Consider the following 26,248-nt stretch of genomic DNA (forward strand, 5'->3'; position numbering starts at 1 on the left):
CCCCACCCCCGCCCGCCCGCCCCCCCCCCCCTGGGGGGGGGCGGGGCCCCCCCCGCGAACGGGGTCCGGGGCGGAGCCCCGGGTCGGGACGGGCAGGGGCGGCGGGGGCGAAGGGACTCACCGGCCCTGCAGGCGGGCCGCCCGGTCCCGTATCTCGGGGAGGCGGGCCGCCAGCGCCGCACCGGGACAGCTGGTCATGAACGCCTCGTTGTGGCCCGTCACGGTGGGCAACACGGCATCGGCCCCCGCATGGAACCGACTGAGACTGTTGCTGGACACCAACCGCACCGTCGCCCGCGGATCGACCCCGGACAACCCGAGCTTCCACGCCGCAAGCGCAGCGATCGCCTCGGTCATCGCCCGCGGCACCGGCGTCCCGGCCGTGAACGTCCCGATCGCCGCGACCCCGGCGGTCCGATGGTTGAAGCCCTGCGCGTGTGCCCCGGTGACGGGCCGGTCGACGCCGCCCGCGCGGCCCTCGTAGATCGTCCCGCAGCGGTCGACGAGGAAGTTGTAGCCGATGTCGTCCCAGTTCCGGGCGTCGGTCTGGCCGGCATAGAGGTAGCGGATGATGCGGGGCGTATCGGCACAGTCGTACCCGTTGGGCGAGTCGGTGTGGTGGACGAAGATCGCGACGACCCGGTCGTCGTAGCGAGGCGGCGGCTGTGCGTGCGCGCTCGCGGCGTCCAGCCATCGCGTCCGCGGCACTATGGCCGGCCGGGCCGCCGGGTGTGCGGCCGCGGTGGGCCGCGCGGCGGGCGGCGGCCGGTCGGGTCGGGCCGCCGTACGGTCCACTCCGACCGCGCACATCACCAGTGCGAGCGCGGCGACGAGCCCCGGCACGCAGCCCAGCGCCACAAGGACTGCCCGCGGCATCCGCTCGCCCCACGGGAACCGTGCCGATCGCAGGATCCGCCCCGCCAGGATCGCCCGCACCTCCCGTGACAGCCGCGCAGGCCACGACGCGCGCGTCCCTCGCACGGTTCGCCAGGACCACGGCACCCGAGCCTGCCACGAGACCCGCGGCCGCCCCGTCCGCGAACGCCGTACACCCCACGGCACCCGAGCCCCACGAAGCCCATGAAGCCCACGAGCCTCACGAAAATCACGTACCCGGAGCCCGCGTCGCACCCCACGCGACACTCGTCCCGCACCCCGGCTTCGTGCCCCCCGCGTCTTCCGGAAGACACGCATGGACCCACCCTGGCCCCGATCCGTTCCCTCCGCGATGTGTGCTGTGCCACCCGGTGGAACCATCGTCCGGGTCCGGGACGTTTCTACAGGTCCACGCACGTGTGGCCGTATTCGCGGAGCCACGCGCGCGTGTCTGATCACTGGGCCCGCCCCGCGCGTACTAAGGGGCCCGAGAGAAAGGCGGCTCCGTGGACGTGCTCGACCTCCTGCTGATGCTGGTGATCCTGGTCTACGCGGCGTCGGGCTACCGCCGCGGCCTGGTCGCCGGCTGTGTCTCGCTGGCGGGTTTCGTGGGCGGCGCCGTCATCGGTGTATGGGTGCTGCCGTGGATGATGGACCTGGTCACGGCGGGGACCACGGCGGCGACGGTGACGGCCGTGCTCACCGTGCTGGTGCCCGCGGTGGTGGGCCACGAGCTGGCGGGCCGGCTGGCTCTGAAACTGCGCCGCGAGCTGGACCGGGGGCCACTGCGGGTGGCCGACGGAATCGGCGGGGCCGCGGCGAACACGGTGGCCGTGCTGCTGGTGGCCTGGGTGGCCGCCAGCGTCCTGGGCGCGTCGTCGTCGACCGTGGTGACGCAGTCGATCCGCAGCTCCGCGCTGCTGGGCGCCGTGCAGAACGCGATGCCGGAGACCACACCCACCTGGTTCTCCCGCGCGACCTCCGCGCTCACGGAGGCGGGTTTCCCCCAGGTCTTCAACCCGTTCGAGAACGAGCCGACGGCGGGCGTCGCGAAGCCCTCCGGGGACAGTGTCACGACGAGCGCGACGAACGCCGCCAAGCTGAGCACGGTGAAGGTCGAGGGCGTCTCGGGCAATCAGGGCCGCGAGGGCAGCGGTTTCGTCTACACGTCCGAGCACGTGATGACCAACGCCCACGTCGTGGCGGGCATCGACCGGCCGACCGTACGCGTGGGCGGCGTGGGCCGCGCGTACGAGGCCAGGGTCGTGCTCTTCGACGCGCAGAAGGACGTCGCGGTCCTGTACGTCCCGGGTCTGCGGGCGCCCGTCCTCGGCTTCGACGACAGCGCCTCGCGCGGCGACTCGGCGGTCGTGGCCGGATACCCGCAGGACGGCGGCCTCGACCTCCAGGCGGCCACCGTCGCGAGCCGCATCGACGCGACCGGCCAGAACATCTACAACACGGACACCGTGACCCGCGAGATCTACTCGATCCGCTCCACCGTCCGCCCCGGCAACTCGGGCGGCCCCCTCCTCAGCACCGACGGCAAGGTGTACGGCGTCGTCTTCGCCCGCTCGACCTCGGACGACGAGACGGGCTACGTCCTGACGGCGGACGAGGTCGGGGGCGACGCCCGGCGGGCGGCGAACGCCACCGCACCGGTCGACACGGGCGACCTCGTCACCTCCTGAGCCCCTGGCTCAGAAGTGGGTGCCGCCGTCGACGCGGACCTCGGTGCCGGTGATGAACTGGCCGTCCTCCGAGGCGAGCATCGCGACGACGCCGGCGACGGCCTCGGGGCCGGCGAAGCCCTCCCCGAGCGCCGGCGCCAGCTTGCCGAACAGGCTCCAGTCGGTGTCCTCCGGCAGCCCCGGCCCGAGGCTCTGCCCACTGGCACCGGAGCCGTCGGTCATGCCCGAGGAGATCGAACCGGGCTGTACGGCGGTGAAGCGGATGCCCTGCTTGCTGTACTCGCTCGCCAGGGCGTGCGTCATGGACTGGATGCCGCCCTTGGAGGCCGCGTACGCCGCCATGTAGGGGTGCGCGAACATCGCCGAGGTGGAGCTGAAGTTGACTACGGCGGGGCTCTCGCCGTCCAGCAGATGCGGTATCGCCTCGCGGATCATCAGGAAGGTGCCGGTCAGGTTGACGGCGATGACCTTGGTGAAGTCGGCGAGCGTCGTCTGGTGGGTGTGGCCGGAGCGCAGGATTCCCGCCGCGTTGACGAGCACGTCGAGCCCGCCGAGGGCGGCTACGGCCCGAGTGATCCCGTCCCGTACGGACACCTCGTCGGCGACGTTCACGAGGACGGTGGTCAGCCGTCCGGTGTCCGCACCCGCCTTGGCGACGGTGTCCTCGAGTCCGGCCTCGCTGACGTCGGCGGCGACGACACGGCCGCCCTCCGCCAGCATGCGCTCCACGGTGGCCTGGCCGATTCCGGAGCCGCCTCCGGTGACGAGCACGCGACGTCCTGCATAGCGGTTCATGGTGGGTCTCCCAGTCTTCCCGGCGCCGTACCGGCGCTCTCACGGCGGCGTTGCGGCGCACTCGCGCGTCGTTCCGGCGCACTCCCGGCGCCTCACCGGCTCTCTGAGCGGTCGGCGCGGGCTTCTCTCGACGGCGACCTACTCGATGCGCCTACACCGTACGCCGATGTGGCACGTTTTGCCATCACGGCGAAACGTGTCCCCACACATTTCTCGGGCGTACGCTTTCTCCCGTGACCCGCCAGCCGTCCCGCGCGCCCGAACCCTCCGCCCTCTCCCTGACCGAGCGTCGCAAGGCGGCGACCCAGCACGACATCGCGCGCGCCGCCGCGGAACTGTTCACGGAGTACGGACCGGACGGCACCACGGCGGAGGACATCGCCCGCCGCGCGGGGGTCGCGCTGCGCACCTTCTACCGCTACTTCCGCAACAAGCAGGACGCCGTGGGCCCGCTGCTCGCCGCCGGGGGCGACCGCTGGCGCGCCCTGCTCGCGGCGACGGAGCCGGGCACGGCGATGCCCCAGGCCCTGGAGAAGGCGATCGAGGAGGCGCTGTCCGCCCCGGACGAGCACGCGGCCGAGGGCCTGCACCAGACCCGCGCGCTGCTGCGGGCGGCTCAGGACGATCCGGCGCTGCGCGCCGTCTGGTACCGGGTGAACCAGGAGTCGGAGGAGCGCCTGATCCCGGTGGTCGCCCGGCTGGCCGGCGCCGACGCGGACCCCTTGCGGGCCCGCCTGGCCGCGGCGGCGGCCACGGACGCGATCCGGGTCGCCCTGGAGACCTGGGCGGAGACGGACGCGGCCGTCGAGGGCCCGGGCTCGCCCGCCGAGCTGGCGGTCCGCTGCCTGCGTCAGCTCATGGGCGGAATGGGCCCGTTGCTCTCGAGCAGTGAGGGCTGACCGGGCTCCGCGACAGACGTCCGCACAGCACGCGCGAGCGGAATGGGCCCGTTGCTCTCCAACGGCGAGGGCCGACCGGGCTCCGCGACAGAGGTCCGCACAGCACGCGCGGATCGATCCGCTCCACGAGGTGCGGGCTGCTCAGAGTGAGTGCCCCATGAGTACGTCATCCACGTACTCGCCCTCGAGCAGGAACTCCTCGGGCAGGATCCCCTCCACCACGAACCCCTCGGACTCGTACAGCTTGCGTGCCGGGGTGTTGTGCCCGAGGACGCGCAGCGTGATGCGCCGGGCGCCCTGCCGGCGGGCCTCGTCCTGTACGGCACGCAGCAGCGCGCGTCCGACCCCGGCTCCGCGCGCCTCGTCGGCGACGGCGAGTCCCTGGATCTGACGCACGTGGGCGTTGGAGGCGAGGGGAGTCGGGAATCCCAACCGGATGTAGCCGACCACCGTGTTGTCGATCTCGGCGACGAGATGGTCCCGCGGGCCGAACCGATCGCTGTAGAAGGGCTCGTACGGCGGCCGGGGGCGTGGCATGACGGCGTGCAGCGGGGACCAGGTGTCGCGGTCGAGCCGGCCGAGCGCGTCCTCGTCGTCGAGGGTGGCGGTGCGTATGTACGGAGCTGGCATGCGGATCACTGTACGGCGGCCGTACGGGTACCCGTCCCGCGAATTTCCCGGCCGCCCGGGCAGGATGGACCCATGAGCGACTCATCCCTTCCCCCCGGTTCACGCATCGCGATCGCCGGTGCGTCCGGCATGATCGGCTCGGCGCTGGCGCGCTCTCTGGCCGCGGACGGCCACGACGTCGTCCGTCTCGTGCGCCGTGCGCCCCGCGCGAAGGACGAGGTCCAGTGGGCTCCGGAGGCGCAGCGGATCGACGCGGCGGGGCTCGTCGGTTGTGCCGCGGTGGTCAATCTCGCGGGGGCGGGAGTTGCTTCGCGGCGCTGGACGGAGGCGTACAAGCGGAAGATCCGGGACAGCCGGGTGCTGGGGACGGCGACGCTCGCCGGGGCGGTGGCTTCGCTGGACGAGCCGCCGCGGGTATTCGTGAACGGGAGTGCGATCGGCTTCTACGGCGATACGGGTGAGCGGGCGGTGGACGAGTCCGCCCCGCCCGGGGACGGGTTCCTGCCCTCCTTGTGTGTGGACTGGGAGGAGGCCACGGGTGCGGCCCAGGAGGCGGGCATTCGCACCGCCTTCGCCCGTACGGGGCTGGTGGTCGCCCGCAAGGGTGGGGCCTGGGGGAAGCTCTTTCCGCTCTTCAAGGCGGGGGTCGGCGGGCGGATGGGGGATGGTCGCCAGTACTGGAGCTTCGTTTCCCTCCATGACGAGGTGGCCGCGATTCGGCACGTCATCGACACGGAGACGTTGTCGGGCCCGGTGAACGTGACGGCCCCCGATCCTCTGACCAACCGTGAGATCACCGAGGCGATGGGGCGCGTCCTCCACCGCCCCACCGTCTTCGCCACGCCGGCCCCGCTTCTCCGCCTCGCCCTCGGCGACATGGCCGGCGACATCCTCGGCAGCCAGCGCGTCCTGCCCACCCGGCTCCTGGAGTCGGGCTTCACCTTCGCGTTCCCGTCGATCGACGGGGCGTTGCGGGCGGCCTTGGACTGAGAGGTTTCTTCGCCCCCTCCGCCCCTGCCCGTCCCGTCTCCGGGGGCTGCCGCCCCCAGACCCCTGACTGCGCGGTTCCCCGCGCCTCTGAAAGGGGCGCGGGGAACTGCGCGACAAGCCCCCACCGGCCCGCAGCCGAAAGGCCGGTACAGGAATGGGCAGGGGCGGAGGGGGCGAAAACAAACCCACCCCAGCCCCCGCCGGACAAGTACATGCACCCCCCATGCGCCCGTGCACGCCCGCCACGCGACTTCCCTCCGCCGCGGAGCTCCCACACCCTCGACCCCGAACTCGGGTATCCCAGACGCTTGTTGGGGGCATGACGTCCCCACCGGCCGCGCAACCTCGAGGAGGGGCACGTGCTAGAGCCCGCACGCCAAGCCGCGGACATCGCGGAGATCGCGGAAGACGTGGACGTCGTCATCGTGGGAGCCGGAGTAGCCGGCCTCACGGCCGCCCTGCATCTGACCAGGGCGGGTCTCACCACTACCGTCCTGGAAGCCGCCCCGAACGTCGGCGGCCGCATGTCCACGGAGAAGGTCGACGGCTTCCGGCTGGACCGAGTGGGCCGGCTCCTGTCCACCTCGTATCCCGAACTGCGCCGCACCCCGGGCCTGAACGCCCTGACGCTGCGCACGTTCTCCCCCGGCGTCCTGCTCCACAGCGACGGCCACCACCACCGCGCCGCCGCCCCCACCACCCCCCGGAGCGCAAGGGGCGCACTCACCACCGCGCGCGCCCTCGCGAGCGCCCCCCGGCTTCCGCTGGCCCGCCCCCAGCGTGGAACGCCACGCCCCGGCCCCCTCGGCGGCCCGCTCGACCAGTCGCGTCTCGCCACCTCCTTGGCCCGCCTCGCCACCACGCCACCGGACCGCCTCCTCGCACGCCCGGACCGCACCGCAGCGCAGGCGTTGACCACTCGAGGCCTCCCGGCCCGCACGGTCGACGGTTTCCTGCGCCCCCTGCTCGCCGCGCTGCTGTGCGATCCGATGCTGCAGACGTCGAGCCGTTGCGCGGACCTCGCGCTGCACTCCTTCGCGATGGGCCGCCTGTGTCTGCCGGAGGGCGGTGCGGACACCCTCCCCGAGCTTCTCGCGGCGGAACTGCCGCCGGGCACGGTCCATACGGGCGTCCAGGTCACCGCGGTCTCCACGACCGCCGTGACGACGAAGGACCACGGCGAACTCACCTGTCGTGCCATCCTCCTCGCGACCGGAGCCCGCGCCGCCGCCGAGCTGTTGCCGGGTCTGCGCGTTCCCGCCTTCCACCCGGTGACGGTCCTGCACCACACCACGGACGAGCCCCCGCTCACCGACCCGGCTCTGCTCCTGGACGCCGACCGGAGCGGCCCGGTGTCGCACACCGCGGTCATCAGCCAGGTCGACCCCACGCGGGCTCCCGCGGGCCGCGCCCTCATCTCCTCGACCGTGCTGGGCATGCCACCGGCCGCGGCCCACCTGGACGCGACGGTCCGCGCCCAACTGGCCCGCCTCTACGGGACGTCGACCGCCCGCTGGGAACTCCTCGCCGTCCACCACGAGCCGGAGGCGGTCCCGGCGATGCCGCCGCCGCACGACCTGCGCCGCCCGGTACGACTGCTGGCGGGCCTGTACGTGTGCGGCGACCACCGGGACACCAGCACCCTCCAGGGGGCGCTCCATTCGGCCCGCCGGGCCGCCCATGCCCTGCTCATGGACTTGGGCGCCCGGCCGACCCCGTTGGAGGAACCCTTGGAGCCCGCCGCGGCCTGAGCCGCCCCGGGCTCAGGCCAGCGCCGCCACCTTGTCCCGGTATCCGCGTACGGGCGCCGCGTCCTTGTAGGGCTCCAGACGGCGCTCGAAGTCCCGTACGTACTCGATGGCCCGCACCGACCGCATCTCCACCGCCTGTCCGGCGGCCTCCGCCGCCAACTGGCAGGCCTGGTCGAGCTCCCCGAGTCCGAGCCGTGCCGAGGCGAGCACCATGCGGCAGAACAGCCGGCTGCGCGCATAGCCGGGCGCCCGCAGTTGCAGCGAGCGCTCGGCGTGCTGTGCCGCGGCCCGGAACTGCGACAGGTCCCGGTGGCAGTGCCCGAACTCGTCGGCGAGCTGCGCCTCGTCGAAGAACCGTGCCCAGTAGGGGACTTCGTCGCCGGACCGGGACGCCTCCAGCGCGCGTTCGGCGCGGACGAGGGACGCGGTGCAGGCCCGCACTTCTCCCAGTACCCCGTGCCCGCGTGCCTCGACGGAGTGCAGCAACGCCTGCACCACGGGCGGCGCCGCCGATCCGACGCCCTGCTGGGCGACCCGCGCCAGCTGCACGGCCTCGCGTCCGTGGCCCAGGTAGACGGCCTGGCGGCTCATCGTCACCAGCACATAGGAGCCGTACGCCCGGTCCCCGGCCGCCTGCGAGAGCCGCAGCGCCTGGACGAAGTACCGCTGCGCGAGCCCGTGCGCGGCGATGTCGTACGAGGTCCAGCCGGCGAGCCGGGTGAGGTCGGCGGCGGCGGCGAACAGGCGCCGCCCGGTCTGCTCCCCGTACGCGCCGCGCAGCATCGGCTCGGCCTCGTGCTCCAGATAGCGGACCAGGGCCTGGCGGGCGTGGCCGCCGCCGTAGGCGTGGTCGAGGGCGCGGAAGAGTTCGCCGACCGAGCGCAGCGCGGCGATGTCGCCGCCGGTGACCTTCTGGCCGGGGCCGCGCTCGGTCTGGCTGCGCTGCCGGGGCACGGCGGGGCGTCCCTGCGCGGGGATGCGCGAGGACCCCGGGTCGCCGCGGCCGACCCGGTCGTCGGCCCGCCCGATCAGCCAGTCCCGGCTGGGGACGACGAGCCCCGCAGGGGTGAAGGCGATCTTGCGCAGTTCGGCGTGGCTGCCGGAGTCCTTGCGCCACAGCCCGCTGACGATGTCGACGGCCTCTTCGGGGGTGGCGGCGAACTCCAGACCGGCGTACACCGGGGCGCACGCGTCGAGCCCCAGGTCCTGCGCGCTGAGCCGGCGGCCGAGGCGTCGGGTGAACACCTCGGCGATGAGCGCGGGCGTGGTCCCGCGGGGCTGCTGCCCGCGCAGCCACCGGGTCACCGATGTCTTGTCGTATCTCAGGTCGAGTCCGTGTTCGAGGCCGAGCTGGTCCACGCGACGGGCGAGACCTGCGTTGGAGAACCCCGCTTCTGCGATGAGCGCGGCGAGCTGGCGGTTGGGGGTGCGCTGCGCGGGTCGTTCCGTCATCTGCGGTGCGGTCTCCTGCCTTTCGGGTCCCCGAGCGGCCTCGGGGAGGTGTGCGTGCGTCCCGCTTCGTGGGGCGACGTGCACCTCCCCGAAGCCGCTCGGCGCCCGGATTGCCTGTGAGCAGCCCTTATGGCCTCGTGAACGGCGCGAATGTAGCGGAGCGTAAGCACCTCATCGCACACTTCGACCTTCATTCATCCGATCGTGTGAGGATTGGCCCCGGAGCTGACGGTCATCGGCCGGACGTACAGTGGCGTGGGCGCGCTACGTACCTGACGAAGGGTCCCCAGGTACCAGGGCGAAAGCTTCTTTCGCGTGCCCCGCACGGGCACTGCCGTGTGCCCGACGCAGCTTCTAGGGAGGCGCTTGCCGTGAGTGAGTTGCGGTTCGTCCGCATGGGATTCGGTGCCGAGGCCGTCGACTACCAGGAGGCGTGGGACGAGCAGCGCCGTGTGCATGCCGCCCGTTTCCTGGACGAGGTCCCCGACACCTGTCTGCTCCTTGAGCACCCGCCGGTCTATACGGCGGGCCGGCGCACGGCGGACAACGAGCGGCCCCTCGACGGCACGCCCGTCATCGACGTGGACCGCGGCGGCAAGATCACCTGGCACGGTCCGGGCCAGCTGGTTGGCTACCCGATCCAGAAGCTGCCCCGCCCGGTGGACGTCGTAGCACATGTACGCCGCCTGGAGGAGGCACTTATCCGTACGTGTGCGGAGTTCGGCCTGGAGACCACCCGCGTCGAGGGCCGCAGCGGCGTCTGGGTGCTCGGCGACCCGGTCGAGCAGCGGCCGTCGCTGGGCGGTCTGTCCCTCGACTTCGACCCCCGTCTCCAGGACGAGGAGTTCGACCCACGGCTCAATGGTCCGGAGTACGCCCCGTCCAACGCGGGTCAGCGGCGCGAGGACCGCAAGATCGCCGCGATCGGCATTCGCGTCGCCAAGGGCGTCACGATGCACGGCTTCGCACTGAACGTGAACCCGGACAACGCCTGGTTCGACCGCATCATCCCGTGCGGTATCCGCGACGCGGGTGTCACGTCGATCGCCAACGAGGTGGGCCGCGACGTGCCGATCGCGGACGTCCTGCCGGTGGCCGAGCGGCATCTTCGCGACGTTCTGGAGAACGCGGATCTGAGGCCGCGGGTGGTGGAACGGGCCTCGGCGTAGGTTTCCGCTCCCGCGCAGAAACCGTGGGGAATGCACCCCCGCTCCCCAAGGTTGCCCACCCCGGGGACCGAGTACCGCACGGGCGTACCCTGGTGTACGCCGAAGAATCGAAGTTACAGGGAGCCGATGTGTCCGCAGTCGCACCCGACGGACGCAAGATGCTGCGCCTGGAGGTCCGGAACAGCCAGACCCCCATCGAGCGCAAGCCCGAGTGGATCAAGACCCGGGCGAAAATGGGTCCCGAGTACACGAAGATGCAAAGCCTCGTGAAGAGCGAGGGCCTGCACACGGTCTGCCAGGAGGCGGGCTGCCCCAACATCTACGAGTGCTGGGAAGACCGCGAGGCCACGTTCCTGATCGGCGGCGACCAGTGCACGAGGCGCTGCGACTTCTGCCAGATCGACACCGGCAAGCCCGAGGCACTCGACCGCGACGAGCCGCGGCGTGTGGGCGAGTCCGTGGTCACCATGGACCTCAACTACGCCACCATCACCGGCGTCGCCCGCGACGACCTGGAGGACGGCGGCGCCTGGCTGTACGCGGAGACGGTCCGCCAGATCCACGCCCAGACGGCCGGCCGCGAGGCGGGCCGCACCAAGGTCGAGCTGCTCGCGCCGGACTTCAACGCGGAGCCCGACCAGCTCGCCGAGGTCTTCTCCTCGCGCCCCGAGGTCTTCGCGCACAACGTCGAGACGGTCCCGCGGATCTTCAAGCGCATCCGCCCCGGCTTCCGCTACGAGCGCTCGCTCAAGGTCATCACCGAGGCCCGGGACTACGGTCTGGTCACGAAGTCGAACCTGATCCTCGGTATGGGCGAGACCCGCGAGGAGATCAGCGAGGCGCTCCAGCAGCTGCACGAGGCGGGCTGCGAGCTCATCACGATCACCCAGTACCTGCGTCCCTCCGTGCGCCACCACCCCGTGGAGCGCTGGGTCAAGCCGCACGAGTTCGTGGAGCTGAAGGAGGAGGCCGAGGAGATCGGCTTCTCCGGTGTCATGTCGGGCCCGCTGGTCCGCTCCTCGTACCGCGCCGGGCGGCTCTACCAGATGGCCGTCGAGAAGCGGGGCGCCTACGTCGCCTCGCAGGCCGTCTGAGGCAGCGTACGACCGGTCCCGGGCGTCGCAGGACCGAGGCGGTCCGACACGCCGGACAACGAAAGCGGTGGCACTGAGTGCCACCGCTTTTGTGTGAATCGGCGCACAAGCATCTCCCTCCTCACTTCGGCTCGTTCGACGCGGTCCCGGCGTCCCCGCAGATGGGGACGCCGTTTGGAGCACATCAACGTGCGCCTCCGCCGCATCAAGGTTTCATTGGTGTTTGACCGGTCGGTCACGCCCTGGTAACACCAATCAGTGACCCTGGTCTTACTCCACGTACAGCCCCAACCCGAGCCGCCGATCCCGAGGGGGGACCTCCATCATGCAGGCCGCGCCCGTACGCGCCACCGCCATCCCGTCGTTCACCGATGCACTCCGTGCCGTCGAGTCGCTGCTCATGAGCAGCGGCCAGCGCACCGCCCGCCGCAATGCCTGGACCTCCGTCCTGGAGGACCGCCGCCGTGCCAAGGACAGGGTCGAGGCGCAGCGCGTGCTGGAATCGGTCGCGACGCGTTCGTGAGCGCCACTCCCCCCGGTACCGCGGGCCGCTCCCCCGGTACTGCCGTCGTCGGCGCCTCCCGGGCCACGTAGACTTCGTGGCATGGCGAGGAAGGAAACCGCAGCGGACGCTGCTGAACCCGGGCGACTCAAGCAGATCGCCCTGACGTACAAGATGACCCGCAAGGCCGACTCCAAGATCGGTCTTGTACTCGCGGCTGTCGGAATTCTCACCCTCGGTGTCTTCCTCGCGATCGGCTTCTTGATCGGCCACCCGGTCTATCTCGGCATTCTCGGCCTCCTGCTCGCCTTCCTCGCGACGGCGATCGTCTTCGGGCGCAGGGCCGAGCGCGCCGCCTTCGGGCAGATGGAGGGACAGCCGGGCGCTGCCGCGGCCGTTCTCGACAACATCGGTCGAGGCTGGACCACGACCCCCGCGGTGGCGATGAACCGAAGCCAGGACGTGGTGCACCGGGCCGTCGGCAAGGCCGGCATCGTGCTGGTCGCCGAGGGCAACCCGAACCGGGTGAAGAGCCTGCTGGCCGCCGAGAAGAAGAAGATGGCGCGGATCGTCGCGGACGTTCCGGTGAACGACATTCTCGTGGGCACCGGCGAGGGCCAGGTGGAGCTCAAGAAGCTCCGCACGACGATGCTGAAGCTGCCGCGCGTCCTCACCGGCCCGCAGGTCACCGCGACCAACGACCGGCTGCGGGCGATGGGCGACCTGATGAGCAACATGCCGCTTCCCAAGGGTCCGATGCCGAAGGGCATGCGGATGCCGCGCGGCGGTCCGAAGGCCCGCTGACATCCCTCCTACGCGAAAGGGGGCGCCCGGATCTCTCCGGGCGCCCCCTTCGTCGTACAGGCACTCTCTACATACGGACCTCGACCGTGCCCGCGACACGGTCGTGCAGGCCGCGGCCGTCGCGGTCCCAGATCAGGGCCGGGAGGGCGAGGAAGAGCAGGACCGTGCGCAGCAGGGTGCGCAGCGGGTTGACGCGGCCGGTGTCCAGGGACACCACCTTCAGGCCGAAGAGCCGCTTCCCGGGGGTGAAGCCGAGCGAGCCGACCGTGAGGATGATCAGCACGAAGAGGATGAGCGGCGCCCAGACCTGGGCCGCCCGGGTATAGCTGTCCGTGAGCAGCCCGTATGCGATCAACAGGCACAGGCCCCAGTCGACGGCGAGGGCGCCGAGCCGACGCCCCGGGCGGGCGATCGAGCCCGGTCCCTGCTCCGGCAGACCGAGCTGTTCGCCCCGGAATCCGAAGTCGACACCGGCTTCCTCCGCGGCCGCGCGGGGTCCGGAGAGCCACGATCCGATTGCTTGCCTGTTGTCCACCCGTCCACGGTACTGCGCCCGTTTTGGCATGCGGACAGGAGGGGCCGGACCGACCAGGGTCGGTTAACTTGGGCGAAACAAATGAGTCACGCTGGAGAAATCCCCCGTCCCTAAGGTCGGCTGCAGCGTGTGCCACCGCACTGGCCGCACGAACGAACTACCACCCCGGTCCACTGTGGGCGGGAGTAGGAGGAGCTGGATGTTCCAGAACGCCGACGAGGCCAAGAAGTTCATCGCGGACGAGGACGTCAAGTTCGTCGACGTCCGCTTCTGCGACCTGCCGGGTGTGATGCAGCACTTCACGATTCCGGCGGAGGCCTTCGACCCGGCCGAGGAGCTGGCCTTCGACGGCTCCTCGATCCGCGGCTTCCAGGCCATCCACGAGTCCGACATGGCGCTCCGCGCCGACCTGTCCACCGCGCGCGTCGACCCCTTCCGCCGCGACAAGACGGTCAACATCAACTTCTTCATCCACGACCCGATCACGGGCGAGCAGTACTCCCGTGACCCGCGCAACGTGGCGAAGAAGGCCGAGGCCTACCTCGCGTCGACCGGTATCGCCGACACCGCGTACTTCGGCCCCGAGGCCGAGTTCTACGTCTTCGACAGCGTGCGCTTCGACACCAAGTCGAACGAGGCCTTCTACCACATCGACTCCGAGGCCGGCGCCTGGAACACCGGTGCCCTCGAGGACAACCGTGGTTACAAGGTCCGCTACAAGGGCGGCTACTTCCCGACCCCGCCGGTCGACCACTTCGCAGACCTCCGTGCCGAGATCTCCCTGGAGCTGGCCGCCTCCGGCCTCCAGGTCGAGCGCCAGCACCACGAGGTGGGCACCGCCGGCCAGGCCGAGATCAACTACAAGTTCAACACGCTGCTCGCCGCGGCCGACGACCTCCAGCTCTTCAAGTACATCGTGAAGAACGTCGCCTGGCGCAACGGCAAGACCGCGACCTTCATGCCGAAGCCGATCTTCGGTGACAACGGTTCGGGCATGCACGTCCACCAGTCGCTGTGGAGCAACGGCGACCCGCTGTTCTACGACGAGGCCGGCTACGCGGGCCTGTCGGACACCGCCCGCTTCTACATCGGCGGCATCCTCAAGCACGCCCCCTCGCTGCTCGCCTTCACGAACCCGACGGTGAACTCGTACCACCGCCTGGTCCCCGGCTTCGAGGCCCCGGTCAACCTGGTGTACTCGCAGCGCAACCGCTCCGCGGCCATGCGTATCCCGATCACCGGCTCGAACCCGAAGGCCAAGCGCGTCGAGTTCCGCGCGCCCGACTCCTCCGGCAACCCGTACCTGGCCTTCTCGGCGCTGCTGCTCGCCGGCCTCGACGGCATCAAGAACAAGATCGAGCCGGCCGAGCCGATCGACAAGGACCTCTACGAGCTGGCTCCCGAGGAGCACGCGGGCGTCGCGCAGGTCCCGACCTCGCTCCCTGCCGTCCTCGACCGCCTCGAGGCCGACCACGAGTTCCTCCTCGCGGGCGACGTCTTCACGTCCGACCTGATCGAGACGTGGATCGACTACAAGCGCACCAACGAGATCGCCCCGCTGCAGCTGCGCCCGCACCCGCACGAGTTCGAGCTCTACTACGACGTGTAAAGATCAACAGGCTTATACGCTGGCGGTTCCCTCTGCGGACCCTGTGGCAGTCCGCACAGGGTCCGCAGTTTTGTTGATCAAGGGACCCATGGCGGTCTCGACGGCGGCCCGGGTCGACTGGTCCGAGTCAGGCCAGAGGTGACCGTAAGTGTTCAGCGTCGTCGTGGCCTTCGAGTGCCGAAGCCTCTGCTGTACGACTTTCACGTCAGCGCCCGACGCGATGAGCATGCTCGCGTAGTAGTGCCGCAGGTCATGGAAGCGGAATTCCGGGGACAGTCCGGGGACCTGCTTGCGGATGCGCCGCATGTGCCGCTCGATCTTCCACGGGCCCAGCTGCTGCTCGTCGTCGTCGAGCAGGGCCCACCCCGCGGCGCGGCCGTCGAGTAGTCGCTTGAGCTCGCCGACGAACACGTCCGGGATCGGCACGGCCGCCATGCTCGACTCCGTCTTGAGCGGCTCCGCCGGGTACTGCACCATCGGCGTCACCGTGCGAGCGTCGAGGTCGACGTCGACCACCCGCAGGCCGCACGCCTCCGCGATCCTCAGGCCGGCGAACGCCCCCAGCAGCAACGCGGGCCGGTACTTCTCCTCGGCCGCCTCGTACAGCTGCCACAGCTGCGCGTCCGTGCAGACGTAGGGCCGCTGCTTCCCGCCGCCCGGTGACGTCTCCCGCGAGCAGGGATTCGAGGTCAGTTTCTTTGCCCGTACCGCAGCGCGCATCACCTGGGACAGCCGGCTGTGCAGCGCGAAGCGGTACGACTGCGCCACGCCATCCCGCAGCAGCCGAGCCATCCACCGCTTCACGGCCATCTCGTCAACGGCCATCAGCGGCAGCGGGCCGAACTCCGCGCGGATCTGCGCCAGATGCACTTTCGCCTGCCGCACCGTCGAGCTCCGCTTCGCGTAGGACTCGATCCACAGGTCGCACCACTGGTCGACCGTGACCCTCTTCTCCTTCGGGTCCACGTAGGTGTGCGTCACCAACGCGGCCGTGACCTCGTCGAGCCAGCGCTCACCGTCGAGCTTCCGCTCGAAGTGCCGCGCATGCTCCTTGCCGGCCAAGTCCCGGTAGCGGGCCCGCCACTTACCGTTCGGGCGCTTCTTGATGCTCTTACTCGCCATCGCTCATCCCATCCGGCGTCTCGCCTCGAAGCATCCAGTTCAGGAGCTGGTCGTCACCGATCTCCTTGCCCGTGACTGCCCGGTACTTGGCTCGCATGCCGTCAGCCATGCCACGTCCCTCGGCGGTGAGTTTCCCTTGACTCGGGAGTTCGTCGAGCGGCACCTCGCTCCGGAAGATGCGCTGGTCTGTGCCCGGCAGGACATCTGTGCCGCGAACCCAGGCCCGCACTCGACTGGCGGGCATCGACTCCTCTGGAGTCACCTCGTAGGCGACTTCCTCCAGCGGTACCAGCAGGTGGAGCGGAGCAACGTCGAGCGACCGCGCCAGCGCGAGCCACTCCACCACTGAGACATTCTGTCGACGCCCGGTCTCCAGCTTGGTCACGGTCTGCCGATCCCAAAGGAGGCCGCGGGCCTTGAGGTTGTCGGCCAACTCCTGTGCGGTCATTCCTTTACGGCTGCGGACCTCTTTGACGCGTTGGGCAAGGGTCTCAACTGGGGTGACTGTCTCCGCGTGTTCCATGAGGGAACAATATGTGGACCTTGCAGAACAGGCAACCATGGGGCATCATCGGGCCCAACGGTCTCTCATGGAACTTGATGTTCCCAGAGAGAACATTGTGGTCCATCTGGAGGGAGATAGGGATGCGCAAGCCCCTGGCGACAGTGCCGGAGATCGCGCAGCACTACGGCGTGCCAAAGAAGACCGTCCACCGCTGGCACCAGACGGGGACCGGCCCCGGGAAGCTCCTGTTTCCGGTCGGCAGGTACCTGCGAGCCCGCTGGGACGACATCGACCAGTACGACGCCGACCAGGCCGGAGGTCAGCGCGCGGCATGAGCCTGAACAGCAACGAACCCCGAGAGGCCCTAACTCCCGGGGTTCGTGAAGACCAAGCGGCGGACGGCAGCAGGTCTGTCGTCACCGTACCGCAGGGCGAAGCGCCCCGTGTAGCGGGCCGACTCGACACCTACCGGTCCCGCTCCTCCAAGTGGCACCGGCAGGTCAAGGTCGACAAGTGCCCGCGCTGCGGCTACCCCCACCTTCACCGGGCGCCGCTCCCCCTCGTGCGATCCGTCCTCAAGACCGCGCCCTGCGGTCTCGAGTACGTCGTCGTCCTGCGCCCCCAGGCGGTGACCGCATGAACCTGTACGTCCCGGAGATCACCGAGGAAGACGACGTCATCAGTGCCGCGTTCAAGTACGCCGGCGCTGGCTGGTACCTCCTTCCTGTCGACCCCACGACGAAGAACCCCGGGAGCATCGTCGGCGACCACTGGCAGGACAAGTCCTCCCGCGACCCCGAGATGATCGCGCTCTGGTTCACCGGCACGAACGCAGCCCTGGCCCTCCACATGGGCCGCTCCGGTGCGCTCGCGTTCGACGTTGACCGGCCCGAGTCGCTGCCCGACGATCTCCGCGACGTCCTCACCGGAACCGGTGCCCCGCACCAGTCCACCCGGGTCGACCAGCCAGGCCGCGGCCACTACGTGTTCGCGCAGCCCGAAGGCCGCAACATCGGCAACAGCCGCGGTGACCTCGGCCGCGCCTGGGGCGACGTGCGCGGCAAGAACGGCGTCATTGTCGTCGCCCCCAGCACACACACCCGGGAGGGCGGCCACTACCAGTGGCAGACCACGGGCATCCTGCCCGTCCTGCCCGCTGCGATCGCCGACCGGATCCCCGATGCGGGCGAGACCGTCGACGCTGCCACAGACGAGCAGGTTGCCTCGTTCCTTGCCGATCACACCGGCTCCGGCCGACCGTGGCTGCTGCGCGCCAAGTACAAGCGTCTCCAAGAGGCGTACAGCAGCGGCGAGTCACGCCACGAAGCCACCGTCCGGGCCGTGGTCTCCGCCATGCGGGAAGCCGCGGCCGGCCAGTACAAGGCCAAGACCGCCACCGACGGGCTGCGGACGGCCTTCATCACCGCGATGCGGACCTCCCGCGACGGCGTCGAGCGCACGGTCAACGCGGGTTCCGCCGCCATGGAGTTCGCTGGCATCCTCGCCTGGGCCGTCGCCCAGGTCACCCCCGAAGAGATCGAGAAGACGCTGCGGGAACTCGACCGGCGTGTCGGCCCGCCGATGTTCAACGGGGAGCCCAGCGACGATGAGGCACCCGAAACACGGACCGCCCCCGCCCAAAACGATTCCAGTAATTCCAGCGAAGACCTCTGGGGGCCCGAAGACGCCTCCGATGGAATAAGTGGAACGGAAAATGAGGGGGGCGGTCCGTGTTGGGACACCCCCCTGCCAGTACCAAGGCACACGCTGCCGCCGTTCCCCACGGAACTGCTCGGCGTCTCCCTCGCCGCTTGGGTCCGAGCGCAGGGCGCTTCCCTGAACGTCTCCGACGACCTGCTCGCCCTCTCCGCGCTCGGCACCATCTCTGCCGCGCTCGGCGGTCGCGTACAGGTGAAGGTCAAGGACGGATGGGACGCAGAGAACGTCTGCCTGTACTGCCTCGGTCTCGCCGACTCCTCGGCCCGTAAAACCCCCGCACTCGATGCGGCCTCGGCCCCCATGCGAGACCGCATCGGACAACTCCGCGAGGACCACCGCGCCGAGGTCGAGCAGGTCGAGCAAGAGATCCGGATCACCGAGAAGGAACTCGCGGCCGTCGAGAACGACGTCTCCAGGAGCAAGGCCACCAAGGAGGACGCCCGCGCCGTCCTCGACACGCTCCTCGAACTCAAGGCGCAGCCTGGCCTGCCCAAAGCGTTCGTCGGTGACGTCACCCTCGAAGCCCTCGGCAAGGTCATGGGCGAGAACGGCGGCCGGATGGCGCTCCACGAATCCGAAGCCGGTTTCTTCAAGGCGTGCGCCGGCCTGTACGGCAACGGCCGCGCCGACATCACCCTCGTCCTCAAGGCGTACAGCGGCACCGGGCACGAGATCGACCGCGTCGGGCGCGGCCACTCATGGATGCCGCGGACCGCACTCACGCTCACGCTGATCATTCAGCCGGGCGTGGTCGAGCACATGGAGAAGGACAACCCGGAGTTCAAGTCGTCCGGGTTCCTGAACCGCTTCCTGTACGCCCTCCCCTCCCCGATGCCGCCCGGGGCGTTCGACACCCCCGACGTGCCGCTCGACGTCTCCCTCGACTACGCGCAGCGCATCGTCCGCCTGGTCGACGACGTCTGGACGAGCGAGAACATCCGCACGCTCACGCTCACCGCGCAGGCCCGCAAGGTGTTCGCCGAGTTCTACAACCAGACCGAGAAGGACAAGGCGGACGGCGGCGCCCTGCACGATGTCGCCGAGTGGGCAGGCAAGTTGTGCGGCCAGATCATCCGGCTCGCCGCCTGCCTCAGCCTGTACGACAACACAGCAGCAGGCGAGATCAGCGAAGACGCCATGACCCGCAGCATCGGCCTCGCCCCCTACCTGACCGCGCACGCTCGCGCCGCGTTCGGCCTCATGTCCCGTGATGGGGACGGCGGCCGGAAGCTGCTCCGCGACATCCTCGACCGCCTGCCGCAGCTCCTCGACGACGACCGGACCGTCACCACCCGGAAGATCCGCGAATCGTTCAAGGGCCGCCGCGCCAGCGGATCGGCCGGCGCAGTCGACGCCGAGGCCATCAAGGACGCCATGGACGAGCTGGAGGAACTCGGGTGGGTTGCCGAGATCCCGGCGCCGCCCAGGAAGCCCGGACAGCGAGGACAGAAGCCCTCGCCCAAGTACGACGTCCACCCCTGGATTTACGACCCGCCCGAGGAGGCGTGATGCCGAAGCCGAAGACCCCGTGGCCGTCCTCGTACCAGTACGCCATGGCCAACTCCTGCCCCACCTGCAAGGCGCAGCCGGGTGTCGAGTGCGACGCGCCCATCAAGCGCGCACGCCAGGAGCGCGAGGACACCGACCCGATCTGTCGCCTGCACGCCACCCGGCAGCAGCGCGGCCGCTCTCACCGCGCCCAGGACGTCGCCAACGCCCCGTGGGTCGAGGACCGCATCCCGGGCCAGCGCTACGACTCCCTGGGGACCGCGGCCCCCGTCGTCTCCCACGTCGACCAGCAGGTGCAGGCCCGCATCGCTGCCGCCCGGGTGAAACGCGAGCAGCGCCGGCAGCAACGTACGGAGCTGGACGCGGCCCGCAGCTTCGGCCTGCAGGCCCGCATGGCGGCCAAGGTCGCCCGCTGGCAGACGGAGGACGACGCCTCATGAACCCCCAACAGACCATCACCGCCATCGCGCTGGCCGCACTCCGCAACGACGCGGCCGGCCTGCAACTGCTCCTCACCGACCTCGAACCCGACGAAGTCCGCAACGCCACCGGCGTCGCCCTTCTCAACCTCTGCTCCGGCTTCCGCACGATCGTCACCCCCGGCGACTGGCAAGACGTCATCGCCGGAATGCAAGCCCTCGCAGCCCACCACGGAATGGAGAACTGACCATGACCAGCAAGCACGGAAAGCAGATGACCCAGCTCATCCGCAGCCAGACCCAGCAGGCGCAGCCCACCACCGGCAGCCGCAAAAGCCAAGAGATCCACGCCCTGTACAAGCAAGGACTCCAGCATCTGCGCGGCCAGCGCAACATGCACCCCGAAGCCCGCCGAGTCGAGATCGCCAAGCTGTACGCCAACACCAAGGCATCACTGAAGAAGGTCAAGACCGACCAGACCGCAGCCGACAACCAGACGTTCGCCAAACTGGAGCGTTCCCTCTGGGGCTACGACCTCGAGCGAGCAACAGCCGTCGACCGAGCCACCCTCGACGCCACCATCCGCGACGCCCAAGACCGAGCCACGGCCATCAAGAAGCATGACCAGGCAGCCAAGGCCCTGCACCAAGCCGAGCAGGCAGGCGACCACATCCTCGCCCGAGCCATCGGCAAGCGCGCCCACGACATGGACTGGCACGACGTCGTACACGACTACCTCGACACCAGGCCCAAGGCAGCCGAGACCTACAACGAGGCCGGCGCCATCTGGCAGCGCCACAACGACACCGCAGCCCGCATGCACGACGGCATGCAGTACGTCGTCCACTCGCCCGAAGAACTGCGCGGGCTCACCGAGCAGGACATCACCGCCATGACCGCCGACCCCGGTGACGCGGCAGCCTGATGTCCATCCATCCGGCGTCAACGTCACCCGCCGCGGGCGCATGTACGGCCGACCGCGGACCGGGATCGATGGGCAGAGAGCGAGTCTTCCTCCTTTCTCTCGCGCAGACCTGCCCAGCGTCGACCGGCACGGGCCGAGCAAACCGCTCGGCCCGTCCGGAGCCGGATCGATCACGCCTCGCGGCCTCGCGGGGGTGGGCACGGACCCGCGCGCCCGCGAGCGGGGGACCGTCGCGGAGATCTCTGGGCTGCATGGCTGATCTTGGAAAGTCGGCGTAGATCAACAATGGAGGTGAGTGATGGCTGTAGCCGGCCGTAAGCCGAAGCCGTACATCCAGGCGGTACGCGAGGGGACGTTCCGGGGTGACCGCCAGAAGGAGGGCGTGCGCTTCGCTCCGACGGATCCTGTCGAGCCGGACTGGGATGACCTGCTTCCGGGAGACGACCTCGAGGTGGTGCGCGCCCGGAAGACCGCCGCGGAGCTGTGGGGCCGGATCGTTCCGGCACTGACGTACTCCGCCGGCCTGGTCGACGTGCAGCGCGAGACCGTCACGGATCTGTGCGTGACGTGGGCGTGGATCGTCATGGGGAACCGAGCGCTCGCACGCGAGGGCGTCATCATCGACGGCGACCGCGGCCGGGCCCGGAACCCGTGGTGCACGGTCATCTCTCAGCACCGGCAGCACTTCCGCTCGCTGATCGGCGAGTTGGGCCTGACGCCGGCTTCGGCGCAGCGCATCACGGCGCCGCCGCAGGACGACGAGGACGACGACATCTGGGACTGATGCCTGTCCCTTCCTAGCTGCTTCTACTCCGCCCCTCGGACGGCCTTCCGGGACCAACCCGCTGCCAATTGAAAAGTGTTGAAAGGCACCTCACATGGCTGCAGGTGGTGTGCTGGTCGGTCGGGGCTATGTCTCGATCAGGCCGGAGTTTGAGGGCGACTGGTCGCGGAGCGTCAATGCTCGCGCGTCGTCGTCGGGTAGGTCGGGTGGGTCGGCGTTCTCGAAGGCGTTCGGGACGGCGATCAGTGGCGGGTTGAAGGGGATTGTCGGCGGATTCGGTACGTCGCTGGTTGCGGGTATCGCGCCGGCCGGGCCCGCGATCGCTGCGCTGGCCCCGGCTCTGGCAACGGCGGGAGCTGCTGCTGGCGCTCTCAAGCTGGGTCTCTCCGGTGTCGGTGACGCGTTCAAGGCTGCGTTCGCGGACACGTCGAAGCAGGCCTCTTCTGCCGCGTCGGCGACGAAGGCTGTGGAGTCCGCTCAGCGCGGTCTGGCGAACGCTCAGCGGGCTTTGGCGGATGCCCGGGTGCAGGCCGCTCAGCGCGTACAGGACGCGCAGAAGCAGGTGCTCTCCGCGGAGCGGGACCTTACGGACGCCCAGCGTGATGCGCGGGACGTGCAGGCGGATCTCAACTCGGCGCGGCAGGAAGCCTCCAGGGCGCTGGAGGACATGAACCAGCGGCTCGCCGAGTCGCAGCTCAACGAGCGTGACGCAGTCCTGCGCCTGTCCGAGGCGCAGAAGGAGCTCACGGCCGCTCAGAGCAAGCCCGGGGTCACCCCGGACGAGCTCGCCAGGCTTCAGCTCGCCTACGACCGGGCGAAGCTGAATCTGCAGGAGCAGCAGACCGAGACCAAGCGGCTCAAGGACGACACCAGCAAGGCCAACAAGGCCGGTGTCGACGGTAGCGCCCAGGTGCTAGCTGCCCGGCAGAAGATTGCCGAGGCGGACCGGAACGTCGCCGACAAGCAGCAGGCTTTGTCGGATGCGCAGGCCGGCGTCGACCAGGCGCGCGCGGATGGCGCCCGCCAGATCCAGGATGCGCAGCGTGGTGTAGCCGATGCTGCTGCTGCGGTCGCGGACGCCCAGGCCGCAGCTGCCGCTCAGACGTCGCAGCTCGATCAGGCCATGTCGAAGCTCGCACCGAACGCGCAGAGCTTTGTGCGCGCCGTGCAGGGGCTGGGTCCGGCCTGGGATCACATGCGTCTGTCGGTGCAGAACGCGCTGTTCCAGGGCCTCGATGGCACGGTGTCGACGCTCGGCAGGACGACGATCCCGATTCTGCAGCGGCAGCTGACGGCGACGGGCGGCATCTGGAATCAGATCGCCAAGTCGGCGGCCGGCGCCATCACGGGCATGGCGAAGTCGGGGATGCTCGACAAGATCCTGTCGGGGGCGAACAAGAATCTTGCCGTCTTCAAGGACACCCCGAAGCAACTGATCACGGCGTTCGGGCAGTTGACCGTTGCGGCGCAGCCGGCGTTCAACAAGCTGCTGACGGGCTTCGCCGGGGCCATCAAGTCGTTCACGGACGGGCTGTCGAAGTCGTTCACGTCGGGCGGACTGAAGCAGGCCATCGACACGGCGTTCGGGCTCATCTCGCAGCTGGGCGGCATCCTCGGGGACGCGTTCGCCACGGTGTCCAACATTCTCAAGGCCGCCTCTGATGCGGGCGGGCAGGCCCTCGGCGTGGTGGGCGCCCTGTTCGAGCAGCTGCGGAAGATCACGGCGATGCCGGAAGTACAGGCGGCCCTGAAGCAGATCTTCACGTCGGTCGCTCAGATCGTCGGTGCGATCGCCCCCGTCATCGGCGCGATCATTCAGGCCGCGCTGCCGCTGGTCGCCGCGCTGGCACCGGTGATTGCGACGCTGGCGCAGACCCTCGGCCCGGCCCTGGCGACGCTGGCCACAGCGCTCGGGCAGGCCCTGATGCCGATCATCACGGCTCTGTCTCCCGCGATCACGGTCGTGGGCGACGCGCTGGCGCGGATGGTGACGGCGCTCTCCCCGGTCCTGGTCGTCATCGGCCAGGTGCTCGGAATGATTGTCGACGCTCTGATGCCCATCTTCACGCCGCTGGTGGGGCTCATCACGCAGGTGGTGGAGGCTTTGGCCGGCCCGCTCACGGCCGTGTTCGAGGGCCTGAAGCCGTACTACGGGCTGCTCGGCCAGTTGTTCACCACGGTGTTCGGGGCGATCGCCCCGCTGATCGGCCCGGTGGTCGACGTGCTCGGCCAGGTCGCCAAGCTGCTCGCCGGAGTGTTCTCGCAGGCCATCGGGATCGCCGTGGATGCGATCACCCCGCTGGTTCCGGTGATCGGCGACATGATCTCCACGTTCGTGGATGCGCTGCTGCCGGTGATGCCGACTCTGTCGGACGCGTTCACGGCGATCGCGGATGCGGCGCTGCAGCTGCTCGCCCCGCTCGGTGACGTGGCCTCCCAGCTCGTCACGTCGCTGGCTCCGGTGCTGGCGGACATCACCCCGGTCATCGCTGAGCTGGCCGGCCTGTTCGCGGGGGCGCTGGCGCAGGCACTGCCGCCGCTCACCGGGGTACTGCTGACGCTGGTGCAGGCACTGGATCCGCTGTGGCCGCTGATCTCTCAGATCGTCGCGCAGGTGCTGGAGCTCGCCGCGGGTGTCCTCGTACAGCTGATGCCGTCCATCCTGCAGCTGGTGCAGGCCGGCATCGGTCTGTCGCTGGCGCTGCTGCCTCTGCTGCCCTCGCTGGCACAGATCGTCACGCTCGTCCTGGAGCTGGCCGTCAACGTGCTGTCCTGGCTGCTCCCCCCGCTCCTCGGCCTGGTGTCGCTGCTCGTCGGGGCGTTCGCGACCGCTCTGTCGACGGCGATCGGCTGGATCTCCGGCATGGTCAAGTGGGTCTCGACGCTCGTGGGTTGGGTGGTCGACCATCTGGTGCCTGCCTTCCTGACGCTGCGGGACAAGGGCATCGCGGCGTGGGGCAAGCTGAAGAGCGGCATCTCTACCGCTTGGGGCGCAATCAAGGCCTACGTCCTGTATCCGATCCGGGACTTCTTCACGAAGACGGTTCCCGGCTGGGCCACCACCTTGAAAAACAAGGTGGTCGGCGCGTTCAACGGGGCACGCGACGGCCTCGGTACCGCCTGGTCGGCGATCAAGCGCAACGTCCTGAACCCGATCGGCACGTTCTTCACGAAGACGATCCCCGGCTGGGGAACGACCCTGAAGAACGGGATGGTCGGCGCGTTCGACGCTGCCCGCAAGGGCATCAAGATTGCCTGGGACAAGCTCAAGGACATCGCCAAGGTGCCTGTCGCGTTCGTCGTGAACACGGTATATAACGACGGTTTGCGAAAAGTCTGGAATCTTGTCACCGACGCGTTCGGCGGCAAGCACCTCGACCCGATCAGGGGTTTCGCGACCGGCGGCATCATGCCTGGCTACACCCCTGGCCGCGACGTGCACCTGGTGCCGTCGACCGCAGGCCCCGTCGCCCTGTCCGGCGGCGAGGCCATCATGCGGCCCGAGTGGACGCGCGCGGTCGGCCCCGGCTACGTGGAAGCAATGAACGCCGCAGCCCGCCAGGGTGGCGTCGGCGGCGTCCGTGGTGCGCTCGGCTTCAAGGACGGCGGGATCTTCTCCGGTATCGGCGATGCTCTCGGCGGTGCCTGGGACAAGGTGAAGTCCGGCTACAACTGGCTGAAGGACACGTTCGGCGGCGCCGTGAAGGCTGGCGTGAAGCACGTCGTCTACCCGCTGATCGACGCCATCCCCGGCGGGAAGATCGGGTTCGTTGGCATGCTCAAGGACGCCATGAAGAACCTGGCGCTCAAGCTCGTCGGGGCAGGCGAGGAAGGCGACAAGCGGTCCACGCCGAACGTGAAGTACACCCCGTCGAAGGGTGTCGAGCAGTGGCGGCCCGTCGTCCTGAAGGCGCTCGCCGAGGTGCACCAGTCCCGCGGCCTCGCGCAGTCGACGCTGCGGCGGATGAACCAGGAATCCGGCGGCAACCCGAAGGCGGTCAACCTGTGGGACTCCAACGCGAAGGCCGGCTACCCGAGCACGGGCCTCATGCAGGTGATCCGGCCGACGTTCCAGCACTACGCCGGGAAGTACCGCCACAAGGGCCCGTTCATGTACGGCGTGAGCATCGACCCCATGGCGAACATCTACAGCTCGATGAAGTACGCGCTCGGCGCCTACGGCAGCCTCTCCCGCGCCTACGACCGGCCCGGCGGATACGACTCCGGCGGCTGGCTCGGCCCGGGGCAGTCCGGCGTGAACAACCTGCGCCAGCCTGAAGCGGTCCTCACCCCGGCGCAGTGGTCGACGATGGCCACGCTGGCCGATCGGTCGGCGCTCGGCGACATGACGGTCAACGTGTGGGTCGGCAACCAGCAGATCACCGACATCACCCGCGCTGAGATCCGCAACGCGGAGCAGGAGCTCCTGCAGGTCCTCAACGCCAACTGAACGCAAAAAGGCCCCCGT

23 protein-coding genes are annotated in these 26,248 nt (G+C 69.8%); 16 read left to right on the forward strand and 7 right to left on the reverse strand.

Annotated elements, in window-relative coordinates; all coding sequences use genetic code 11:
• Window positions 1-117: 117 nt before the first annotated feature.
• Window positions 118-876, reverse strand: a complete 759-nt coding sequence (locus ACIBK0_RS12040) for a peptidoglycan recognition protein (RefSeq protein WP_399078379.1) — start codon at window positions 874-876, stop codon at window positions 118-120.
• Between the two features lie 506 nt (window positions 877-1,382).
• Between ACIBK0_RS12040 and ACIBK0_RS12045 the strand changes: the two genes are divergently transcribed.
• Entirely contained in the window at window positions 1,383-2,567 is a 1,185-nt protein-coding gene (locus ACIBK0_RS12045; protein ID WP_399078381.1) for a MarP family serine protease, read from the forward strand.
• 9 nt (window positions 2,568-2,576) lie between these two features.
• Here the strand turns inward: ACIBK0_RS12045 and ACIBK0_RS12050 are convergent, their stop codons facing one another.
• Window positions 2,577-3,362, reverse strand: a complete 786-nt coding sequence (locus ACIBK0_RS12050; RefSeq protein WP_399078383.1) for an SDR family NAD(P)-dependent oxidoreductase — start codon at window positions 3,360-3,362, stop codon at window positions 2,577-2,579.
• Between the two features lie 233 nt (window positions 3,363-3,595).
• Between ACIBK0_RS12050 and ACIBK0_RS12055 the strand changes: the two genes are divergently transcribed.
• Window positions 3,596-4,261 (forward strand): TetR/AcrR family transcriptional regulator, encoded by a 666-nt coding sequence (locus tag ACIBK0_RS12055; protein WP_399078385.1) that lies wholly within the window; start codon window positions 3,596-3,598, stop codon window positions 4,259-4,261.
• Window positions 4,262-4,402: 141 nt separating this feature from the next.
• On the opposite strand, the gene ACIBK0_RS12060 is transcribed toward ACIBK0_RS12055, so the two are convergent.
• On the reverse strand, window positions 4,403-4,891 hold the full coding sequence (locus tag ACIBK0_RS12060) for a GNAT family N-acetyltransferase (protein ID WP_399078387.1): 489 nt from the start codon (window positions 4,889-4,891) through the stop codon (window positions 4,403-4,405).
• A gap of 72 nt (window positions 4,892-4,963) precedes the next feature.
• On the opposite strand from ACIBK0_RS12060, the gene ACIBK0_RS12065 reads away from it, so the two are divergent.
• Together ACIBK0_RS12065 and ACIBK0_RS12070 are read left to right on the forward strand one after the other, a co-directional pair.
• A complete protein-coding gene (locus ACIBK0_RS12065) occupies window positions 4,964-5,881 on the forward strand; it encodes a TIGR01777 family oxidoreductase (RefSeq protein ID WP_399078389.1) in 918 nt (305 codons plus the stop codon).
• Window positions 5,882-6,240: 359 nt separating this feature from the next.
• Entirely contained in the window at window positions 6,241-7,632 is a 1,392-nt protein-coding gene (locus ACIBK0_RS12070) for an FAD-dependent oxidoreductase (RefSeq protein WP_399078391.1), read from the forward strand.
• Window positions 7,633-7,644: 12 nt separating this feature from the next.
• On the opposite strand, the gene ACIBK0_RS12075 is transcribed toward ACIBK0_RS12070, so the two are convergent.
• On the reverse strand, window positions 7,645-9,084 hold the full coding sequence (locus ACIBK0_RS12075; RefSeq protein ID WP_399078393.1) for a regulator: 1,440 nt from the start codon (window positions 9,082-9,084) through the stop codon (window positions 7,645-7,647).
• 371 nt (window positions 9,085-9,455) lie between these two features.
• On the opposite strand from ACIBK0_RS12075, the gene lipB reads away from it, so the two are divergent.
• The 4 genes from lipB to ACIBK0_RS12095 all read left to right on the forward strand — a co-directional run bounded on the left by lipB (window position 9,456) and on the right by ACIBK0_RS12095 (window position 12,653).
• Window positions 9,456-10,253, forward strand: coding sequence for a lipoyl(octanoyl) transferase LipB (lipB, locus tag ACIBK0_RS12080; RefSeq protein ID WP_399078395.1), 798 nt, complete (start codon window positions 9,456-9,458; stop codon window positions 10,251-10,253).
• A 128-nt stretch (window positions 10,254-10,381) separates the two neighbouring features.
• Window positions 10,382-11,347 (forward strand): lipoyl synthase, encoded by a 966-nt coding sequence (gene lipA / locus ACIBK0_RS12085; RefSeq protein WP_399078397.1) that lies wholly within the window; start codon window positions 10,382-10,384, stop codon window positions 11,345-11,347.
• A gap of 325 nt (window positions 11,348-11,672) precedes the next feature.
• Window positions 11,673-11,870, forward strand: coding sequence for a hypothetical protein (locus ACIBK0_RS12090; protein WP_054229278.1), 198 nt, complete (start codon window positions 11,673-11,675; stop codon window positions 11,868-11,870).
• An 81-nt stretch (window positions 11,871-11,951) separates the two neighbouring features.
• The gene (locus tag ACIBK0_RS12095) at window positions 11,952-12,653 is read left to right on the forward strand and encodes a DUF4191 domain-containing protein (RefSeq protein WP_399078399.1); all 702 of its coding nucleotides are present in this window, start codon (window positions 11,952-11,954) and stop codon (window positions 12,651-12,653) included.
• Window positions 12,654-12,720: 67 nt separating this feature from the next.
• Here ACIBK0_RS12095 and ACIBK0_RS12100 read toward each other — a convergent pair whose 3' ends face one another.
• A complete protein-coding gene (locus ACIBK0_RS12100; RefSeq protein WP_399078401.1) occupies window positions 12,721-13,188 on the reverse strand; it encodes an RDD family protein in 468 nt (155 codons plus the stop codon).
• Between the two features lie 199 nt (window positions 13,189-13,387).
• On the opposite strand from ACIBK0_RS12100, the gene glnA reads away from it, so the two are divergent.
• Entirely contained in the window at window positions 13,388-14,797 is a 1,410-nt protein-coding gene (gene glnA / locus ACIBK0_RS12105; RefSeq protein ID WP_399078403.1) for a type I glutamate--ammonia ligase, read from the forward strand.
• Window positions 14,798-14,809: 12 nt separating this feature from the next.
• Here glnA and xerC read toward each other — a convergent pair whose 3' ends face one another.
• Together xerC and ACIBK0_RS12115 are read right to left on the reverse strand one after the other, a co-directional pair.
• Window positions 14,810-15,919 (reverse strand): tyrosine recombinase XerC, encoded by a 1,110-nt coding sequence (xerC, locus tag ACIBK0_RS12110; RefSeq protein ID WP_399078405.1) that lies wholly within the window; start codon window positions 15,917-15,919, stop codon window positions 14,810-14,812.
• Window positions 15,909-16,442 carry a helix-turn-helix transcriptional regulator gene (locus tag ACIBK0_RS12115; protein WP_399078407.1) on the reverse strand — a complete coding sequence of 178 codons (534 nt, stop codon included), beginning with the start codon at window positions 16,440-16,442 and terminating at the stop codon, window positions 15,909-15,911. Before ACIBK0_RS12115 ends, xerC begins: the two co-directional genes overlap by 11 nt.
• Window positions 16,443-16,564: 122 nt before the next feature.
• On the opposite strand from ACIBK0_RS12115, the gene ACIBK0_RS12120 reads away from it, so the two are divergent.
• The 7 genes from ACIBK0_RS12120 to ACIBK0_RS12150 all read left to right on the forward strand — a co-directional run bounded on the left by ACIBK0_RS12120 (window position 16,565) and on the right by ACIBK0_RS12150 (window position 26,230).
• Window positions 16,565-16,759, forward strand: a complete 195-nt coding sequence (locus tag ACIBK0_RS12120; RefSeq protein ID WP_399078410.1) for a helix-turn-helix transcriptional regulator — start codon at window positions 16,565-16,567, stop codon at window positions 16,757-16,759.
• 301 nt (window positions 16,760-17,060) lie between these two features.
• Complete coding sequence (locus ACIBK0_RS12125) at window positions 17,061-19,652, forward strand: DUF3987 domain-containing protein (protein WP_399078412.1); 2,592 nt, start codon at window positions 17,061-17,063, stop codon at window positions 19,650-19,652.
• Window positions 19,652-20,092 (forward strand): hypothetical protein, encoded by a 441-nt coding sequence (locus tag ACIBK0_RS12130; protein ID WP_399078414.1) that lies wholly within the window; start codon window positions 19,652-19,654, stop codon window positions 20,090-20,092. The genes ACIBK0_RS12125 and ACIBK0_RS12130 overlap by 1 nt, the downstream gene beginning before the upstream one ends.
• Window positions 20,089-20,319: a hypothetical protein gene (locus ACIBK0_RS12135; protein WP_399078416.1), complete on the forward strand. Its 231-nt coding sequence runs from the start codon at window positions 20,089-20,091 to the stop codon at window positions 20,317-20,319. The genes ACIBK0_RS12130 and ACIBK0_RS12135 overlap by 4 nt, the downstream gene beginning before the upstream one ends.
• A gap of 2 nt (window positions 20,320-20,321) precedes the next feature.
• Window positions 20,322-20,996 carry a hypothetical protein gene (locus ACIBK0_RS12140; RefSeq protein ID WP_399078418.1) on the forward strand — a complete coding sequence of 225 codons (675 nt, stop codon included), beginning with the start codon at window positions 20,322-20,324 and terminating at the stop codon, window positions 20,994-20,996.
• Window positions 20,997-21,294: 298 nt separating this feature from the next.
• Window positions 21,295-21,780, forward strand: a complete 486-nt coding sequence (locus tag ACIBK0_RS12145; protein WP_399078420.1) for a P27 family phage terminase small subunit — start codon at window positions 21,295-21,297, stop codon at window positions 21,778-21,780.
• 253 nt (window positions 21,781-22,033) lie between these two features.
• Window positions 22,034-26,230, forward strand: a complete 4,197-nt coding sequence (locus tag ACIBK0_RS12150; protein WP_399078423.1) for a transglycosylase SLT domain-containing protein — start codon at window positions 22,034-22,036, stop codon at window positions 26,228-26,230.
• The last annotated feature ends 18 nt before the right edge of the window (window positions 26,231-26,248 follow it).

The sequence above is a fragment of the Streptomyces sp. NPDC050564 genome, assembly GCF_044457265.1.
Taxonomy (GTDB): Bacteria; Actinomycetota; Actinomycetes; order Streptomycetales; family Streptomycetaceae; genus Streptomyces.